At 53.0% G+C, this 18113-nt stretch carries 16 protein-coding genes and 2 tRNA genes; 12 read left to right on the forward strand and 6 right to left on the reverse strand.

The genetic code is table 11. The features are described 5' to 3' along the window. Window positions 1–141 precede the first annotated feature (141 nt). Window positions 142–218, forward strand: a tRNA-Asp gene (locus G434_RS09440). A gap of 8 nt (window positions 219–226) precedes the next feature. After that, a tRNA-Trp gene (locus G434_RS09435) sits at window positions 227–302 on the forward strand. Between the two features lie 94 nt (window positions 303–396). Here G434_RS09435 and hdfR read toward each other — a convergent pair. After that, a complete protein-coding gene (gene hdfR / locus G434_RS09430) occupies window positions 397–1236 on the reverse strand; it encodes an HTH-type transcriptional regulator HdfR (protein ID WP_000379230.1) in 840 nt (279 codons plus the stop codon). 118 nt (window positions 1237–1354) lie between these two features. On the opposite strand from hdfR, the gene maoP reads away from it, so the two are divergent. Further along, complete coding sequence (gene maoP / locus G434_RS09425) at window positions 1355–1693, forward strand: macrodomain Ori organization protein MaoP (protein ID WP_000841001.1); 339 nt, start codon at window positions 1355–1357, stop codon at window positions 1691–1693. Window positions 1694–1718: 25 nt separating this feature from the next. Here maoP and G434_RS09420 read toward each other — a convergent pair whose 3' ends face one another. Continuing rightward, entirely contained in the window at window positions 1719–3239 is a 1521-nt protein-coding gene (locus G434_RS09420) for a YifB family Mg chelatase-like AAA ATPase (protein ID WP_000058978.1), read from the reverse strand. Between the two features lie 352 nt (window positions 3240–3591). Between G434_RS09420 and ilvL the strand changes: the two genes are divergently transcribed. The 7 genes from ilvL (at window position 3592) to ilvA (ending at window position 10147) form a co-directional block, all read left to right on the forward strand. Continuing rightward, window positions 3592–3690 carry an ilv operon leader peptide gene (gene ilvL / locus G434_RS0125645; protein ID WP_001311244.1) on the forward strand — a complete coding sequence of 33 codons (99 nt, stop codon included), beginning with the start codon at window positions 3592–3594 and terminating at the stop codon, window positions 3688–3690. Window positions 3691–3776: 86 nt separating this feature from the next. Then, entirely contained in the window at window positions 3777–3827 is a 51-nt protein-coding gene (ilvX, locus tag G434_RS29910; RefSeq protein WP_001387183.1) for a peptide IlvX, read from the forward strand. A 2-nt stretch (window positions 3828–3829) separates the two neighbouring features. Then, window positions 3830–5476: an acetolactate synthase 2 catalytic subunit gene (gene ilvG / locus G434_RS09415; RefSeq protein ID WP_001012610.1), complete on the forward strand. Its 1647-nt coding sequence runs from the start codon at window positions 3830–3832 to the stop codon at window positions 5474–5476. Then, window positions 5473–5736 carry an acetolactate synthase 2 small subunit gene (ilvM, locus tag G434_RS09410; protein ID WP_000983255.1) on the forward strand — a complete coding sequence of 88 codons (264 nt, stop codon included), beginning with the start codon at window positions 5473–5475 and terminating at the stop codon, window positions 5734–5736. Before ilvG ends, ilvM begins: the two co-directional genes overlap by 4 nt. A 19-nt stretch (window positions 5737–5755) precedes the next feature. Further along, on the forward strand, window positions 5756–6685 hold the full coding sequence (gene ilvE, locus G434_RS09405) for a branched-chain-amino-acid transaminase (RefSeq protein WP_000208520.1): 930 nt from the start codon (window positions 5756–5758) through the stop codon (window positions 6683–6685). A 64-nt stretch (window positions 6686–6749) separates the two neighbouring features. Continuing rightward, complete coding sequence (gene ilvD / locus G434_RS09400; protein ID WP_001127397.1) at window positions 6750–8600, forward strand: dihydroxy-acid dehydratase; 1851 nt, start codon at window positions 6750–6752, stop codon at window positions 8598–8600. A gap of 2 nt (window positions 8601–8602) precedes the next feature. Then, window positions 8603–10147 carry a threonine ammonia-lyase, biosynthetic gene (gene ilvA, locus G434_RS09395; RefSeq protein WP_000785615.1) on the forward strand — a complete coding sequence of 515 codons (1545 nt, stop codon included), beginning with the start codon at window positions 8603–8605 and terminating at the stop codon, window positions 10145–10147. Here ilvA and ilvY read toward each other — a convergent pair. Continuing rightward, entirely contained in the window at window positions 10144–11034 is an 891-nt protein-coding gene (gene ilvY, locus G434_RS09390) for an HTH-type transcriptional activator IlvY (RefSeq protein WP_001053418.1), read from the reverse strand. The two genes, ilvA and ilvY, sit on opposite strands and share 4 nt — an antisense overlap. 149 nt (window positions 11035–11183) lie before the next feature. On the opposite strand from ilvY, the gene ilvC reads away from it, so the two are divergent. Beyond that, window positions 11184–12659, forward strand: a complete 1476-nt coding sequence (ilvC, locus tag G434_RS09385) for a ketol-acid reductoisomerase (protein WP_000024951.1) — start codon at window positions 11184–11186, stop codon at window positions 12657–12659. A 45-nt stretch (window positions 12660–12704) separates the two neighbouring features. Here the strand turns inward: ilvC and ppiC are convergent, their stop codons facing one another. Then, window positions 12705–12986 carry a peptidylprolyl isomerase PpiC gene (gene ppiC, locus G434_RS09380; RefSeq protein WP_001140251.1) on the reverse strand — a complete coding sequence of 94 codons (282 nt, stop codon included), beginning with the start codon at window positions 12984–12986 and terminating at the stop codon, window positions 12705–12707. An 86-nt stretch (window positions 12987–13072) separates the two neighbouring features. On the opposite strand from ppiC, the gene rep reads away from it, so the two are divergent. Then, the gene (rep, locus tag G434_RS09375; RefSeq protein WP_001238867.1) at window positions 13073–15094 is read left to right on the forward strand and encodes a DNA helicase Rep; all 2022 of its coding nucleotides are present in this window, start codon (window positions 13073–13075) and stop codon (window positions 15092–15094) included. A 46-nt stretch (window positions 15095–15140) separates the two neighbouring features. Here the strand turns inward: rep and gppA are convergent, their stop codons facing one another. Both gppA and rhlB read right to left on the reverse strand, forming a co-directional pair. Next, window positions 15141–16625, reverse strand: coding sequence for a guanosine-5'-triphosphate,3'-diphosphate diphosphatase (gene gppA, locus G434_RS09370; RefSeq protein WP_001309088.1), 1485 nt, complete (start codon window positions 16623–16625; stop codon window positions 15141–15143). A 135-nt stretch (window positions 16626–16760) separates the two neighbouring features. Continuing rightward, window positions 16761–18026 (reverse strand): ATP-dependent RNA helicase RhlB, encoded by a 1266-nt coding sequence (gene rhlB / locus G434_RS09365; RefSeq protein WP_000047500.1) that lies wholly within the window; start codon window positions 18024–18026, stop codon window positions 16761–16763. Between the last annotated feature and the right edge of the window lie 87 nt (window positions 18027–18113).

An 18113-nucleotide genomic window follows, 5' to 3' on the forward strand; every position in this document is an offset into this window, starting at 1 on the left:
TGACCCCATGCCGAACTCAGAAGTGAAACGCCGTAGCGCCGATGGTAGTGTGGGGTCTCCCCATGCGAGAGTAGGGAACTGCCAGGCATCAAATTAAGCAGTTAGCCGGTCATAAAACCGGTGGTTGTAAAAGAATTCGGTGGAGCGGTAGTTCAGTCGGTTAGAATACCTGCCTGTCACGCAGGGGGTCGCGGGTTCGAGTCCCGTCCGTTCCGCCACCCTAATTAGGGGCGTAGTTCAATTGGTAGAGCACCGGTCTCCAAAACCGGGTGTTGGGAGTTCGAGTCTCTCCGCCCCTGCCAGAAATCATCCTTAGCGAAAGCTAAGGATTTTTTTTATCTGAAATAACCTCTCCGAAGTAAATCCTTCTACCGGCATCCTTGCCAGCCATTCAGATTAATACACTTCATCCAGCACGTTAATTTTCAATAGATCGCGAATCAACGCATTTTTATCGCTATTTTGCAGCCATATGGCATAAAGCGGCCGTGAAAGTGTTGTGCTATCGACAACGGTATGCAGGCCGCCCTTTTTACGCGCCCAACTGACGGGTAGCCAGGTGCAACCATTAAGCGTCGCAATCTGTTGCTGTGCCAGTTCAGCAGAACTGGTTGTCAGAATGGGAACTTCGTCAGCACCGATCAAACCTGCCTCATGCTGTTGAAAATCTGGCCCCCATTCCAGTCGCAGATAGTTAAGATCTCCCTTTAGTTTGGAAGGGGCACTGGTATAAAGCGCTAAAGTGAAATACCCGAGCAACTGACTGCTAAATTCGTCCATTTTGGGCGCTTCAGTAGTAATAAGAAGATCAAGCTGGCGTTCATGCAGCTGTTTTACCAGAGACTGCCGTTGGGCAATTCGCGCTTCGAACTGTAAGCCTGTATGGGCATCCTGATTTTTATACAAGCGTCCCAGCCACTGATTAAGCATACATTCCCACAACGAGGCGCTGGCACCGATAGAAAACTCGTTATGTCGTGAGGTATGCGCCACCTCCTTACGGGCGGCCTGCCAGGTGCTCATGAGCGTTTCTGCATAAGGCAGTAGTTTTTCACCAGCAGCGGTTAAACGGATATTGTTTCTGTGGCGGGTGAAAAGATTCACACCCAGTTGATTTTCCAGTTGTCTGATTCGAAAGCTCACTGCTGACTGGGTCAGATAGAGCGATTCAGCCGCTCGACCAAAGTGACGCGTTCGGCTAACTTCCAGGAAAGTTTTTAACAATTCCGTATCCACAGTGCTCTCCGCAAAATTATTTGTCGTTATGATTTAAATGTTTTGTTTTACACTCTGTCAAGCGTAACTAATACTCCGCGCCATAACTAGCTCGGTCAAAGAATTAGGAGCGTGCAGGATGGCGGAAAGCTTTACGACGACTAATCGATATTTCGACAATAAACATTATCCACGTGGATTCTCTCGTCATGGTGACTTCACCATCAAAGAGGCACAACTGCTTGAGCGTCATGGTTATGCCTTCAATGAGTTGGATCTTGGCAAACGCGAGCCGGTTACCGAGGAAGAGAAACTCTTCGTAGCAGTATGCCGTGGCGAACGTGAGCCAGTGACAGAAGCAGAACGCGTGTGGTCCAAGTATATGACGCGTATCAAGCGTCCAAAACGTTTTCACACCCTTTCCGGCGGCAAACCGCAGGTTGAAGGTGCTGAAGACTACACCGATTCTGACGATTAATAAAAAGGGCGAAATGCCCTTTTTTTTATGTCAGTAGTTTTTGCAGATGGATGAGCAAACGGTCAATCGCACGATAGCTAACTGCCTCCTGCAAATGCTGACGTGTGATAATGTCAGACTGATCAATATCAGCAATTGTTCGTGCAACTTTCAATAACCGCTGCCAGGCACGAATCGATAACCCCAGATGGATCAGCGTTTCTTCCAGCCACTGCGCATCTTCGCTCTCAAGCTTGCAGAATTGGCGTATTTCCGGACTATCCAGCCAGGCGTTCAACTTATTCTGCCGCTTAAATTGGCGCTCTCTGGCGGCCATTACACGTTGTTTAACGGTGGTGCTGCTTTCTCCCGGCACTACCGTTTTACTCAAAATGCCGGGGGGCGGTAATGGGATCTCCAGTGAGAGATCGAAGCGGTCGAGAAAGGGCCCCGAGAGCCGGTTGAGATAACGTAATGTCTGTTCTGGTGTGCAGCGGTTATGGTTTCCCTGATAATGTCCGGTAGGGCTGGGATTCATCGCCGCGACAAGCTGGAAACGGGCTGGATAGGTTATTTTTGCTCGTGTGCGTGAAAGATGGATCTGCCCGGATTCAATCGGCTCTCGCAAGGCATCCAGTGTACGCCGTTCAAATTCAGGTAGCTCATCAAGAAAAAGCACGCCGTTATGCGCCAGCGAAATTTCACCTGGCCCTGGAATTGCACCACCGCCCACCATCGCAGTTAACGACGCACTGTGATGAGGTGAGCGGAACGGGCGCTGCCGCCATTGTTTTTGTACTGATTCAGCATTTACCAGACTTAATATCGCAGCGCTCTCCAGTGCCTCTTCATTGCTTAAATCTGGCAACAGGCCATTAATACGGCTGGCGAGCATTGTTTTACCTGTTCCCGGCGGCCCAATCAGTAAAAGGTTGTGCCCGCCAGCGGCGGTAATTTCCAGCCCTCGCTTTCCTTGCTCCTGACCGACAACATCACTGAGATCATGTTGTAGCGCCCGGGATACTGCATCAGTTGGTTTCGGGCGTTCGAGAGCGTGCTTACCCTCCAGAAACGCACAGACAGCCTGCAGATGATCGGCTATCAGGCATCCTTCACCGTTAATTAGCCCCACTTCATCCTCGTTATCTTTCGCGACGATAATTTTTCTGCCCGACTTAATGGCTTCAGTTGCACTGGAGATTGCGCCGGGAACGCCACGCAGAGCGCCTGTAAGCGCCAGTTCTCCGACTAATTCATATTCATCTAACTTATTGGCTGTAAGCTGTTCTGAGGCCGCCAGCAACGCAATAGCGATAGGCAAATCATATCGTCCCCCTTCTTTTGGCAGATCGGCTGGAGCAAGGTTGATGGTGATTTTTTTCGCCGGATATTCATATCCGCTATTGATAATGGCGCTGCGCACGCGATCGCGAGCTTCTTTTACCGTTGTTTCTGGTAAGCCCACCATCGTTAAGCCGGGTAGACCTTTACTGATATGTACCTCAACAGTGATTGGGGGCGCATTTACTCCCAGGGCTGCGCGGGTATGAACAATTGACAGTGACATAAGCCCTCCTTGAGTCACCATTATGTGCATAAGATATCGCTGCTGTAGCCCGCTAATTCGTGAATTTTAGTGGCTGATTCCTGTTTATTTGTGCAAGTGAAGTTGAGTTGTTCTGGCGGTGGAATGATGCTCGCAAAAATGCAGCGGGCAAAGGATGAACTACGAGGAAGGGAACAACATTCATACTGAAATTGAATTTTTTTCACTCACTATTTTCTTTTTAAAAAACAACAATTTCTCTTGAAATTATTAAAGACATCATAAAAATCGGCCAAAAAATATCTTGTGCTATTCGCAAAATCTATGGTAACTCTTTAGGCATTCCTTCGAACAAGATGCAAGAAAAGACAAAATGACAGCCCTTCTACGAGTGATTAGCCTGGTCGTGATTAGCGTGGTGGTGATTATTATCCCACCGTGCGGGGCTGCACTTGGACGAGGAAAGGCTTAGAGATCAAGCCTTAACGAACTAAGACCCCCGCACCGAAAGGTCCGGGGGTTTTTTTTGACCTTAAAAACATAACTGAGGAGCAGACAATGAATAACAGCACAAAATTCTGTTTCTCAAGATTCAGGACGGGGAACTAACTATGAATGGCGCACAGTGGGTGGTACATGCGTTGCGGGCACAGGGTGTGAACACCGTTTTCGGTTATCCGGGTGGCGCAATTATGCCGGTTTACGATGCATTGTATGACGGTGGCGTGGAACACTTGCTGTGCCGACACGAGCAAGGTGCAGCAATGGCGGCTATCGGTTATGCCCGTGCTACCGGCAAAACTGGCGTATGTATCGCCACGTCTGGTCCAGGTGCAACCAACCTGATAACCGGGCTTGCGGACGCGCTGTTAGATTCCATCCCCGTTGTTGCTATCACCGGTCAGGTATCCGCACCGTTTATCGGCACTGACGCATTTCAGGAAGTGGATGTACTGGGATTGTCATTAGCCTGTACCAAGCACAGCTTTCTGGTGCAGTCGCTGGAAGAGTTGCCGCGCATCATGGCTGAAGCATTCGACGTTGCCGGCTCAGGTCGTCCTGGTCCGGTTCTGGTCGATATCCCAAAAGATATCCAGTTAGCCAGCGGCGATCTGGAACCATGGTTCACCACCGTTGAAAACGAAGTGAATTTCCCACATGCCGAAGTCGAGCAAGCGCGCCAGATGCTGGCAAAGGCGCAAAAACCGATGCTGTACGTTGGCGGTGGCGTGGGCATGGCGCAGGCAGTTCCCGCTCTGCGTGAATTTCTCGCTGCTACAAAAATGCCTGTCACCTGCACGCTGAAAGGGCTGGGCGCAGTTGAAGCAGATTATCCGTACTATCTGGGCATGCTGGGAATGCACGGCACCAAAGCGGCGAACTTCGCGGTTCAGGAGTGCGACTTGCTGATCGCCGTGGGTGCACGTTTTGATGACCGGGTGACCGGCAAACTGAACACCTTCGCACCACTCGCCAGTGTTATCCATATGGATATCGACCCGGCAGAAATGAACAAGCTGCGTCAGGCACATGTGGCATTACAGGGTGATTTAAATGCTCTGTTACCAGCATTACAGCAGCCGTTAAATATCAATGACTGGCAGCAATACTGCGCGCAGCTGCGTGATGAACATACCTGGCGTTACGACCATCCCGGTGACGCTATCTACGCGCCGTTGTTGTTAAAACAACTGTCGGATCGTAAACCTGCGGATTGCGTCGTGACCACAGATGTGGGGCAGCACCAGATGTGGGCTGCCCAGCACATCGCCCACACTCGCCCGGAAAATTTCATCACCTCCAGCGGCTTAGGCACCATGGGTTTTGGTTTACCTGCGGCGGTTGGCGCACAAGTCGCGCGACCGAACGATACCGTCGTCTGTATCTCCGGTGACGGCTCTTTCATGATGAATGTGCAAGAGCTGGGCACCGTAAAACGCAAGCAGTTACCGTTGAAAATCGTCTTACTCGATAACCAACGGTTAGGGATGGTTCGACAATGGCAGCAACTGTTTTTCCAGGAACGATACAGCGAAACCACCCTTACCGATAACCCCGATTTCCTCATGTTAGCCAGCGCCTTCGGCATCCCTGGCCAACACATCACCCGTAAAGACCAGGTTGAAGCGGCACTCGACACCATGCTGAACAGTGATGGGCCATACCTGCTTCATGTCTCAATCGACGAACTTGAGAACGTCTGGCCGCTGGTGCCGCCTGGTGCCAGTAATTCAGAAATGTTGGAGAAATTATCATGATGCAACATCAGGTCAATGTATCGGCTCGCTTCAATCCGGAAACCTTAGAACGTGTTTTACGCGTGGTGCGTCATCGTGGTTTCCACGTCTGCTCAATGAATATGGCCGCCGCCAGCGATGCACAAAATATAAATATCGAATTGACCGTTGCCAGCCCACGGTCGGTCGACTTACTGTTTAGTCAGTTAAATAAACTGGTGGACGTCGCACACGTTGCCATCTGCCAGAGCACAACCACATCACAACAAATCCGCGCCTGAGCGCAAAAGGAATATAAAAATGACCACGAAGAAAGCTGATTACATTTGGTTCAATGGGGAGATGGTTCGCTGGGAAGACGCGAAGGTGCATGTGATGTCGCACGCGCTGCACTATGGCACCTCGGTTTTTGAAGGCATCCGTTGCTACGACTCGCACAAAGGACCGGTTGTATTCCGCCATCGTGAGCATATGCAGCGTCTGCATGACTCCGCCAAAATCTATCGCTTCCCGGTTTCGCAGAGCATTGATGAGCTGATGGAAGCTTGTCGTGACGTGATCCGCAAAAACAATCTCACCAGCGCCTATATCCGTCCGCTGATCTTCGTTGGTGATGTTGGCATGGGCGTAAACCCGCCAGCGGGATACTCAACCGACGTGATTATCGCCGCTTTCCCGTGGGGAGCGTATCTAGGCGCAGAAGCGCTGGAGCAGGGGATCGATGCGATGGTTTCTTCCTGGAACCGCGCAGCGCCAAACACCATCCCAACCGCGGCGAAAGCCGGTGGTAACTACCTCTCTTCCCTGCTGGTGGGTAGCGAAGCACGCCGCCACGGTTATCAGGAAGGTATCGCGTTGGATGTGAATGGTTATATCTCTGAAGGCGCAGGCGAAAACCTGTTTGAAGTGAAAGACGGTGTGCTGTTCACCCCACCGTTCACCTCCTCCGCGCTGCCGGGTATTACCCGTGATGCCATCATCAAACTGGCGAAAGAGCTGGGAATTGAAGTGCGTGAGCAGGTGCTGTCGCGCGAATCACTGTACCTGGCGGATGAAGTGTTTATGTCCGGTACTGCGGCAGAAATCACGCCAGTGCGAAGTGTAGACGGTATTCAGGTTGGTGAAGGCCGTTGTGGCCCGGTTACCAAACGCATTCAGCAAGCCTTCTTCGGCCTCTTCACTGGCGAAACCGAAGATAAATGGGGCTGGTTAGATCAAGTTAATCAATAAATACAAAAAATGGGACGGCACGCACCGTCCCATTTACGAGACAGACACTGGGAGTAAATAAAGTATGCCTAAGTACCGTTCCGCCACCACCACTCATGGTCGTAATATGGCGGGTGCTCGTGCGCTGTGGCGCGCCACCGGAATGACCGACGCCGATTTCGGTAAGCCGATTATCGCGGTTGTGAACTCGTTCACCCAATTTGTACCGGGTCACGTCCATCTGCGCGATCTCGGTAAACTGGTCGCCGAACAAATTGAAGCGGCTGGCGGCGTTGCCAAAGAGTTCAACACCATTGCGGTGGATGATGGGATTGCCATGGGCCACGGGGGGATGCTTTATTCGCTGCCATCTCGCGAACTGATCGCTGATTCCGTTGAGTATATGGTCAACGCTCACTGCGCCGACGCCATGGTCTGCATCTCTAACTGCGACAAAATCACCCCGGGGATGCTGATGGCTTCCCTGCGCCTGAATATTCCGGTGATCTTTGTTTCCGGCGGCCCGATGGAGGCCGGGAAAACCAAACTGTCCGATCAGATCATCAAGCTCGATCTGGTTGATGCGATGATCCAGGGCGCAGACCCGAAAGTTTCTGACTCCCAGAGCGATCAGGTTGAACGTTCCGCGTGTCCGACCTGCGGCTCCTGCTCCGGGATGTTTACCGCTAACTCAATGAACTGCCTGACCGAAGCGCTGGGCCTGTCGCAGCCGGGCAACGGCTCGCTGCTGGCAACTCACGCCGATCGTAAGCAGCTGTTCCTCAATGCCGGTAAACGCATTGTTGAATTGACCAAACGTTACTACGAGCAAAATGACGAAAGTGCACTGCCGCGCAATATTGCTAGCAAAGCGGCGTTTGAAAACGCCATGACGTTGGATATCGCAATGGGCGGCTCTACCAACACCGTACTTCACCTGCTGGCGGCGGCGCAGGAAGCGGAAATCGACTTCACCATGAGTGATATCGACAAACTTTCGCGTAAAGTCCCGCAGTTATGTAAAGTTGCGCCGAGCACCCAGAAATACCATATGGAAGATGTTCACCGTGCTGGTGGTGTTATCGGTATTCTCGGCGAACTGGATCGCGCGGGGTTACTGAACCGTGATGTGAAAAACGTACTTGGCCTGACGTTGCCGCAAACGCTGGAACAATACGACGTTATGCTGACCCAGGATGACGCGGTAAAAAATATGTTCCGCGCAGGCCCGGCAGGCATTCGTACCACACAGGCATTCTCGCAGGATTGCCGTTGGGATTCTCTCGATGACGATCGCGCAAACGGCTGTATCCGCTCGCTGGAACACGCCTACAGCAAAGACGGTGGCCTTGCGGTGCTCTACGGTAATTTCGCAGAAAACGGCTGCATCGTTAAAACCGCGGGCGTCGATGACAGCATCCTCAAATTCACCGGTCCGGCGAAAGTGTACGAAAGCCAGGATGACGCGGTAGAAGCGATTCTCGGCGGCAAAGTTGTCGCTGGCGATGTGGTGGTGATCCGGTACGAAGGTCCGAAAGGCGGTCCGGGGATGCAGGAAATGCTCTACCCAACCAGCTTCCTGAAATCAATGGGTCTCGGTAAAGTCTGCGCGCTGATCACCGACGGACGCTTCTCCGGCGGCACCTCTGGTCTTTCCATCGGCCACGTCTCGCCGGAAGCGGCAAGCGGCGGCAGCATTGGTCTGATTGAAGACGGCGATCTTATCGCTATCGACATTCCGAATCGTGGCATTCAGTTACAGGTAAGCGATGCCGAACTGGCGGCGCGTCGTGAAGCGCAGGAAGCTCGTGGCGACAAAGCCTGGACGCCGAAAAATCGCGAACGTCAGGTCTCCTTTGCATTGCGCGCCTACGCCAGCCTGGCAACCAGCGCCGACAAAGGTGCGGTGCGCGATAAATCGAAACTGGGGGGTTAATAATGGCTGACTCGCAACCCCTGTCCGGTACCCCGGAAGGTGCCGAATATTTAAGAGCGGTACTGCGCGCGCCGGTCTACGAAGCGGCGCAGGTCACGCCGCTACAGAAAATGGAAAAACTGTCGTCGCGTCTCGATAACGTGATTCTGGTGAAGCGCGAAGATCGCCAGCCAGTTCATAGCTTTAAGTTGCGCGGCGCATACGCCATGATGGCGGGCCTGACGGAAGAACAAAAAGCGCACGGCGTGATTACCGCTTCTGCAGGTAACCACGCGCAGGGTGTCGCGTTTTCTTCCGCACGGTTAGGCGTGAAGGCGCTGATCGTCATGCCAACCGCCACCGCCGATATCAAAGTTGATGCGGTGCGCGGCTTTGGCGGCGAAGTGCTGCTTCACGGCGCAAATTTCGATGAAGCGAAAGCGAAAGCGATCGAACTGTCACAGCAGCAGGGTTTCACCTGGGTACCGCCGTTCGACCATCCGATGGTGATCGCCGGGCAAGGCACGCTGGCGCTGGAACTGCTCCAGCAGGACGCCCATCTCGACCGCGTATTTGTACCGGTCGGCGGCGGCGGTCTGGCGGCGGGCGTCGCGGTACTGATCAAACAATTGATGCCGCAAATCAAAGTGATCGCCGTGGAAGCGGAAGATTCCGCCTGCCTGAAAGCGGCACTTGATGCAGGTCATCCCGTTGATCTGCCCCGCGTGGGGCTGTTTGCTGAAGGCGTAGCGGTAAAACGCATCGGCGATGAAACCTTCCGTTTATGCCAGGAGTATCTTGACGACATCATCACCGTCGATAGCGATGCCATCTGTGCGGCGATGAAAGACCTGTTCGAAGATGTGCGCGCAGTGGCGGAACCCTCCGGCGCGCTGGCGCTGGCGGGGATGAAAAAATACATCGCTCAGAACAACATTCGCGGTGAACGGCTGGCGCATATTCTTTCCGGTGCTAACGTGAACTTTCACGGTCTGCGCTACGTCTCGGAACGCTGCGAACTGGGCGAACAGCGTGAAGCGTTACTGGCGGTGACCATTCCGGAAGAAAAGGGCAGTTTCCTCAAATTCTGCCAGTTACTTGGTGGGCGCTCGGTCACCGAGTTCAACTACCGCTTTGCTGATGCCAAAAACGCCTGCATTTTTGTCGGCGTGCGCCTGAGCCGCGGTCTCGAAGAGCGCAAAGAAATTTTGCAGATGCTCAACGACGGTGGCTACAGCGTGGTTGATCTCTCCGACGACGAAATGGCGAAGCTACATGTGCGCTATATGGTTGGCGGGCGTCCATCGCATCCGTTGCAGGAACGCCTCTACAGCTTCGAATTCCCGGAATCACCGGGCGCGCTGCTGCGTTTCCTCAACACGCTGGGTACGCACTGGAACATCTCGCTGTTCCATTATCGCAGCCACGGTACCGACTACGGGCGCGTACTGGCGGCGTTCGAGCTTGGCGATCATGAACCGGATTTTGAAACCCGGCTGAATGAACTGGGCTACGATTGCCACGACGAAACCAATAACCCGGCGTTCAGGTTCTTTTTGGCGGGTTAGTGGTTCGGCAAAATCTTCCAGAATGCCTCAATCAGCGGCTCATGCAGCCGCTTTTTTTGCGCACACACGCCCAGCTCAAACGGCGTTTTTTCATCACTGCGCTCTAAAATCATCACGCGGTTACGCACCGGTTCCGGGCTGTTATCCAGCACCACTTCCGGCAACAGCGCCACGCCACAGCCGAGCGCCACCATCGATACCATCGCTTCATGCCCGCCAACCGTGGCGTAAATCATTGGGTTGCTGATTTTGTTACGCCGAAACCACAGTTCAATGCGGCGGCGTACCGGTCCCTGATCGGCCATGATAAACGGCACTGTAGACCAGTCGGGCTTTTCGACAGATACCTGATTACGCACCGGGCAGGGCAGCGCGGGAGCAATCAGCACCACCGCCAGATTCTCCAGCATCGAAAACGCCACTGCGCCCGGCAAGGTTTCCGGTTTCCCGGCAATCGCCAGATCCGCTTCGCCAGTGACCACCTTTTCCATCGCATCGGCCGCATCACCGGTAGTGAGTTTGATCTCCACTGACGGATGTTCCGCGCGGAAGCGGTCGAGAATCGGTGGAAGATGGCTGTAGGCAGCGGTCACCGAGCAGAAGATATGTAATTCACCAGAGAGCGACGGCCCTTGCTGGTCGATGGTGTGGCGCAATTGCTGATATTGCAACAGCGTTTGCTGGGCGAAAACGCGCAGTTCTTCGCCCGCTTCCGTCAGCGTTACCGTGCGGTTATCACGCACAAACAGCGGCTGACCGAGATCTTCTTCCAGGCGCTGTATTTGTCGCGAAAGCGTAGACGGGCTAACGTGCATTGCCCGCGCGCTACGGCCAAAATGGCGGCTTTCCGCCAGATGCAGGAAGGTTTTCAGATCGCGTAAATTCAATGGCGCAGCCCTCAATGTTGACGTTGCAAAAATTGCAATGTGACGTTGTGAATATATCAATTTCCGCAATAAATTTCCTGTCATATAGTGAATTCAATCTCGCAAACGCGAACCGAACAATAAGAAGCACAACATCATGAGGAATCACCATGGCTAACTACTTCAATACACTGAATCTGCGCCAGCAGCTGGCACAGCTGGGCAAATGTCGCTTTATGGGGCGCGATGAATTCGCCGATGGCGCGAGCTACCTTCAGGGTAAAAAAGTAGTCATCGTCGGCTGTGGCGCACAGGGTCTGAACCAGGGCCTGAACATGCGTGATTCTGGTCTGGATATTTCCTACGCTCTGCGTAAAGAAGCGATTGCCGAAAAGCGCGCATCCTGGCGTAAAGCGACCGAAAACGGTTTTAAAGTGGGTACTTACGAAGAACTGATCCCGCAGGCGGATCTGGTGGTTAACCTGACGCCGGACAAGCAGCACTCTGATGTAGTGCGCACCGTACAGCCACTGATGAAAGACGGCGCGGCGCTGGGTTACTCGCATGGTTTCAACATCGTGGAAGTAGGCGAGCAGATCCGTAAAGACATCACCGTAGTAATGGTTGCGCCGAAATGCCCTGGCACCGAAGTGCGTGAAGAGTACAAACGTGGATTCGGCGTACCGACGCTGATTGCCGTTCACCCGGAAAACGATCCGAAAGGCGAAGGCATGGCGATCGCTAAAGCGTGGGCGGCGGCAACCGGTGGTCATCGTGCGGGCGTGCTGGAATCCTCTTTCGTTGCGGAAGTGAAATCTGACCTGATGGGCGAGCAAACCATCCTGTGCGGTATGTTGCAGGCTGGCTCTCTGCTGTGCTTCGACAAACTGGTGGAAGAAGGCACCGATCCGGCATACGCAGAAAAACTGATTCAGTTCGGTTGGGAAACCATCACCGAAGCACTGAAACAGGGCGGCATCACCCTGATGATGGACCGTCTCTCTAACCCGGCGAAACTGCGTGCTTACGCGCTCTCTGAGCAATTGAAAGAGATCATGGCACCGCTGTTCCAGAAACATATGGACGATATCATCTCCGGCGAATTCTCCTCCGGCATGATGGCAGACTGGGCCAACGACGATAAGAAACTGCTGACCTGGCGTGAAGAGACCGGCAAAACCGCGTTCGAAACCGCGCCGCAGTATGAAGGCAAAATCGGCGAGCAGGAGTACTTCGATAAAGGCGTACTGATGATCGCGATGGTAAAAGCGGGCGTTGAGCTGGCGTTTGAAACCATGGTTGATTCCGGCATCATCGAAGAGTCTGCTTACTATGAATCACTGCACGAGCTTCCACTGATTGCCAACACCATCGCCCGTAAGCGTCTGTACGAAATGAACGTAGTTATCTCTGATACCGCCGAGTACGGTAACTATCTGTTCTCTTACGCTTGTGTGCCGTTGCTGAAACCGTTTATGGCAGAGCTGCAACCGGGCGATTTGGGTAAAGCTATTCCGGAAGGTGCGGTAGACAACGCGCAGCTGCGTGATGTGAATGAAGCGATTCGCAGCCATGCGATTGAGCAGGTAGGTAAGAAACTGCGCGGCTACATGACGGATATGAAACGTATTGCAGTTGCGGGTTAAGTGCGATTCAGAGTTCAAGGCCTTCTCCCGGAGAAGGCCTTGCTGTTAGTTACGGTAAAGCACCTTAATGATGTGGTAACCGAACTGGGTATGCAGCGGGCCAGTCGGCTCCAGTACCGGACAAGAGAACACAACTTTATCGAACGCCGGAACCATCTGACCCTGGCGGAATTCACCTAAATCGCCGCCGCGTTTGCCTGATGGGCAAATGGAGTGTTTCTTCGCCAGCTTGCCGAAATCGGCACCGTTCTTAATCTGCTCCAGAAGATCCAGAGCCAGTTTCTCTTCTTTTACAAGGATATGCAGTGCTGCTGCTGTTTTTGCCATGATCGTGCCTTGAGTGGTAAGGATGAGGCTGGCTATACTACCACGCTGTTATTTTCCCCTCCCGACTTTCATTGAGCGATTTTCCTATGCGTCTAAACCCCGGCCAACAACAAGCTGTCGAATTCGTTACCGGCCCCTGCCTAGTGCTGGCGGGCGCGGGTTCCGGTAAAACTCGTGTTATCACCAATAAAATCGCCCATCTGATCCGCGGTTGCGGTTATCAGGCGCGACATATCGCGGCGGTGACCTTTACCAATAAGGCGGCGCGCGAGATGAAAGAGCGTGTCGGGCAGACGCTGGGTCGCAAAGAGGCGCGTGGGCTGATGATCTCCACCTTCCACACGCTGGGGCTGGATATCATCAAACGCGAGTATGCGGCGCTTGGGATGAAAGCAAACTTCTCGTTGTTTGACGATACCGATCAGCTTGCTTTGCTTAAAGAGCTGACCGAGGGGCTGATTGAAGATGACAAAGTTCTCCTGCAACAGCTGATTTCGACCATCTCCAACTGGAAGAACGATCTCAAAACTCCGGCGCAGGCGGCGGCAGAGGCAAAGGGCGAGCGGGATCGTATTTTTGCCCATTGTTATGGGCTGTATGATGCACACCTGAAAGCCTGTAACGTTCTCGACTTCGATGACCTGATTTTATTGCCGACGTTGCTGCTGCAACGCAATGAAGAAGTACGCGAACGCTGGCAGAACAAAATTCGCTACCTGCTGGTGGATGAGTATCAGGACACCAACACCAGCCAGTATGAACTGGTGAAACTGCTGGTGGGCAGCCGCGCGCGCTTTACCGTAGTTGGCGATGACGACCAGTCGATCTACTCCTGGCGCGGTGCACGTCCGCAAAACCTGGTGCTGTTGAGTCAGGATTTCCCGGCACTGAAGGTGATTAAGCTTGAGCAGAACTACCGCTCTTCCGGACGTATTCTGAAAGCGGCGAATATCCTGATCGCCAATAACCCGCACGTCTTTGAAAAGCGTCTGTTCTCCGAACTGGGCTATGGCGCGGAGCTAAAAGTTTTAAGCGCGAATAACGAAGAACATGAAGCCGAGCGCGTCACCGGCGAGCTGATCGCGCATCACTTCGTCAATAAAACGCAGTACAAAGATTACGCCATTCTTTATCGCGGCAACCATCAGTCGCGGGTGTTTGAAAAATTCCTGATGCAAAACCGCATCCCGTACAAAATTTCTGGTGGTACGTCGTTTTTCTCTCGTCCTGAAATCAAGGATTTGCTGGCTTATCTGCGCGTGCTGACTAACCCGGACGATGACAGCGCATTTCTGCGTATCGTTAACACGCCGAAGCGAGAGATTGGCCCGGCTACGCTGAAAAAGCTGGGTGAGTGGGCGATGACGCGCAATAAAAGCATGTTTACCGCCAGCTTTGATATGGGCCTGAGTCAGACGCTTAGCGGACGTGGTTATGAAGCATTGACCCGCTTCACTCACTGGTTGGCAGAAATCCAGCGCCTGGCGGAGCGGGAGCCGATTGCTGCGGTGCGTGATCTAATCCATGGCATGGATTATGAATCCTGGCTGTACGAAACATCGCCCAGCCCGAAAGCCGCCGAAATGCGCATGAAGAACGTCAACCAACTGTTTAGCTGGATGACGGAGATGCTGGAAGGCAGCGAACTGGATGAGCCGATGACGCTCACCCAGGTGGTGACGCGCTTTACTTTGCGCGACATGATGGAGCGCGGCGAGAGCGAGGAAGAGCTGGATCAGGTGCAACTGATGACTCTCCACGCGTCGAAAGGGCTGGAGTTTCCTTATGTCTACATGGTCGGTATGGAAGAAGGTTTTTTGCCGCACCAGAGCAGCATCGATGAAGATAATATCGATGAGGAGCGGCGGCTGGCCTATGTCGGCATTACTCGCGCCCAGAAGGAATTGACCTTTACGCTGTGTAAAGAACGCCGTCAGTACGGCGAACTAGTGCGCCCGGAGCCGAGCCGCTTTTTGCTGGAGCTGCCGCAGGATGATCTGATTTGGGAACAGGAGCGCAAAGTGGTGAGCGCCGAAGAACGGATGCAGAAAGGGCAAAGCCATCTGGCGAATCTGAAAGCGATGATGGCGGCAAAACGAGGGAAATAATCAAGGCCGGAAAAGATGCGTCAGCATCGCATCCGGCACTTACTCATTAATGCACTTCCAGCGGCCAGTGGACATAGCTCTGCCACTGGCTTTCCTGAGCAATAATCTCTTTACCCAGCGGATGTTGGGTTAGCCAACCTTGCGGAAGCGTCAAGGTCAACAGTTCATGGTTAGCCTGTAATGTCATCTCTGGCACGAGATCGTCACGGCGACGGCTGGCAAAAATGATGGCCAGGCGTAGTAAACGGCAGAGTTGTTCTGCGACGCGCGGCGGTACGGCGTTTTGCTGATGCAGCGATGAGAGATCGACCGGATTCGTCTGGTTGAGCAGTAGCGTCGCCAGCAGTTTTTTCTGTGCGGGGGTAAAACCGGGAAGATCCAGATTACGTACCAGATAAGCAGCGTGTTGCGGCGCTTGTTTGAAGTCAACGCTCAGGCCGATTTCATGAAGCTGGCAGGCGCTGATGAGCAAATCGCGGCTTATTGCTTCAAGATGCCATTCGTTTTTCACCTGATCGAAGAAGTTAGCCGCAACTTTGGCTACGCGCTGTGCCTGATCAATATCGATCATAAAGCGGCGCTGAATATTACGCAGCGTACGGCTGCGAATATCCTGCTCGACGGTCAGATGCAACATGCCGTAGACCAGGCCTTCACGCAGCGCACCACCTGCCAGGGTCATACACTGAATATTCAGTTCGGTAAAAATGGCTATCAGGATTGCCAGACCACTCGGGAACACTAACGCACGTTCCAGCGTCAGCCCGTCAATCTCCAGTTCCTCCAGCCGACCGCAATGAATGGCTCGCTGTTTCAGTTGCTGCAACTTTTCTAGGGTAATGCGTTCATCCATCCCCTGTGCCATCATGATTTCCTGTAACGCCTGCACGGTGCCGGAAGCGCCAACGCACACTTTCCAGCCGTGATACCGTAATTCATCGGCAACCGGACGTAACACTTCGCGTGCCGCTTTTTCTGCAGCATCAAAATTTTCCTGCGCCAGATTACGATCGGCAAAATAGCGTTCCAGCCAGGTGACGCAGCCCATCGACAGGCTGAACAACGAGGTGGTTTGTGCACCCGTGCCGGTTACCAGTTCAGTACTGGCACCGCCTATATCCACCACCAGGCGCTGATCGGCACCGCCTGTTGTGTGGGCCACCCCCTGATAAATCAGGCGGGCTTCTTCTTCACCGCTGATGACTTGTACCGGGCAGCCAAGGATTTCCTGTGCTTTGGCGATAAAATCACCCGCATTGACGGCTAGTCGTAATGTCGCCGTAGCGACAACGCGAATTTGCGAGGGAGGGATATCTTGCAGACGTTCAGCAAACAGGCGCAAACATTGCCAACCGCGCTCCATTGCTTCATTAGAGAGGGCATTTTCGCTGTTCAGGCCAGCAGCCAGACGCACTTTGCGTTTAATTCGCGTCAGCGTCTGGATGCTTCCAGCCACCTCGCGCACAACCAGCATATGAAAACTATTCGAACCGAGATCAATGGCTGCATACAGCGACGAGGTGGAACCCATACTCTTCATCCTTCAATCTGTCTCTGCGTTGGCTGCATTCTTTCACCTGAATCACTTACTACAGTAAACTCATCGGGATTCATTCTCTTGCCATCTTGATACAGCTTGAATGATTTGGAGTATGACATTTTTTATTTAACCTGAACGACGACGATTACGCGGAGTGCCAGTACGACGCGGACCATTGCCTGTGCGCGGGCGCGTGAGGCGCAGCGGTTTTGGCAGATCGGTCATCAATGCGTCCGGATTGTATTTGCTTACCGGAATTGAGTGACCAATATAGGTCTCAATAGCAGGCAAATTCAATGCATACTCTTCACACGCCAGGCTGATGGAATGACCACTTGCGCCTGCACGACCTGTACGACCAATACGGTGAACGTAATCTTCACAGTCATCGGGTAAATCGTAGTTAAAGACGTGCGTCACAGCCGGGATATGCAGACCACGCGCGGCAACGTCGGTGGCAACCAGAATATCCAGATCCCCACGGGTAAATTCATCAAGAATACGCAGACGTTTTTTCTGCGCGACATCGCCTGTCAACAAACCGACACGATGACCATCTGCCGCCAGGTGGCCCCAGATCTCTTCACAACGGTGTTTGGTGTTGGCGAAAATAATCGCTCTGTCTGGCCATTCTTCTTCGATCAGCGTTTGCAGCAAACGCATTTTTTCTTCGTTAGAAGGGTAGAAAAGCTCTTCTTTAATACGGTGGCCCGTTTTCTGTTCCGGTTCCACTTCAATATATTCGGCATTGTTCATCTGCTCGAACGCCAGTTCACGTACCCGGTACGAAAGCGTGGCGGAGAACAGCATGTTGAGGCGCTGGTTTGCAGGCGGCATACGGCGGAACAGCCAGCGGATATCTTTAATAAAGCCCAGATCGTACATACGATCGGCTTCGTCCAGTACCACTACCTGAATGGCACCGAGGTTAATGTGGTTCTGCTTGGCGTAGTCAATTAAACGCCCCGTGGTGCCAATCAGAATGTCAACGCCGCTTTCCAGCACTTTCAGCTGTTTGTCGTAGCCATCACCACCGTAAGCCAGACCCAGCTTCAGGCCGGTAGCTTCCGCCAGCGGTTCCGCGTCGGCGTGGATCTGCACGGCAAGTTCACGCGTCGGTGCCATAATTAAGGCACGCGGTTGATTCACCTTGCGATCGGCAATCGCGGGATGAGAGAGAAGATAATGAAACGTTGACGTAAGAAACGCCATCGTTTTCCCGGTACCGGTTTGCGCCTGCCCGGCTACGTCACGACCCGCCAGCGTCAGCGGAAGGGCCAGTGCCTGAATGGGCGTACAGTTATGAAACCCTTTTTTTTCAAGGGCTTCTACAACCTTCGGATGCAGGGCGAAGTCGGAAAACTTCTGTTCTGTTAAATGTGTTTTGCTCATAGTGTGGTAGAATATCAGCTTACTATTGCTTTACGAAAGCGTATCCGGTGAAATAAAGTCAACCTTTAGTTGGTTAATGTTACACCA

The sequence above is a fragment of the Escherichia sp. KTE172 genome, from assembly GCF_000408845.1.
GTDB classification, from domain to species: Bacteria; Pseudomonadota; Gammaproteobacteria; order Enterobacterales; family Enterobacteriaceae; genus Escherichia; species Escherichia coli.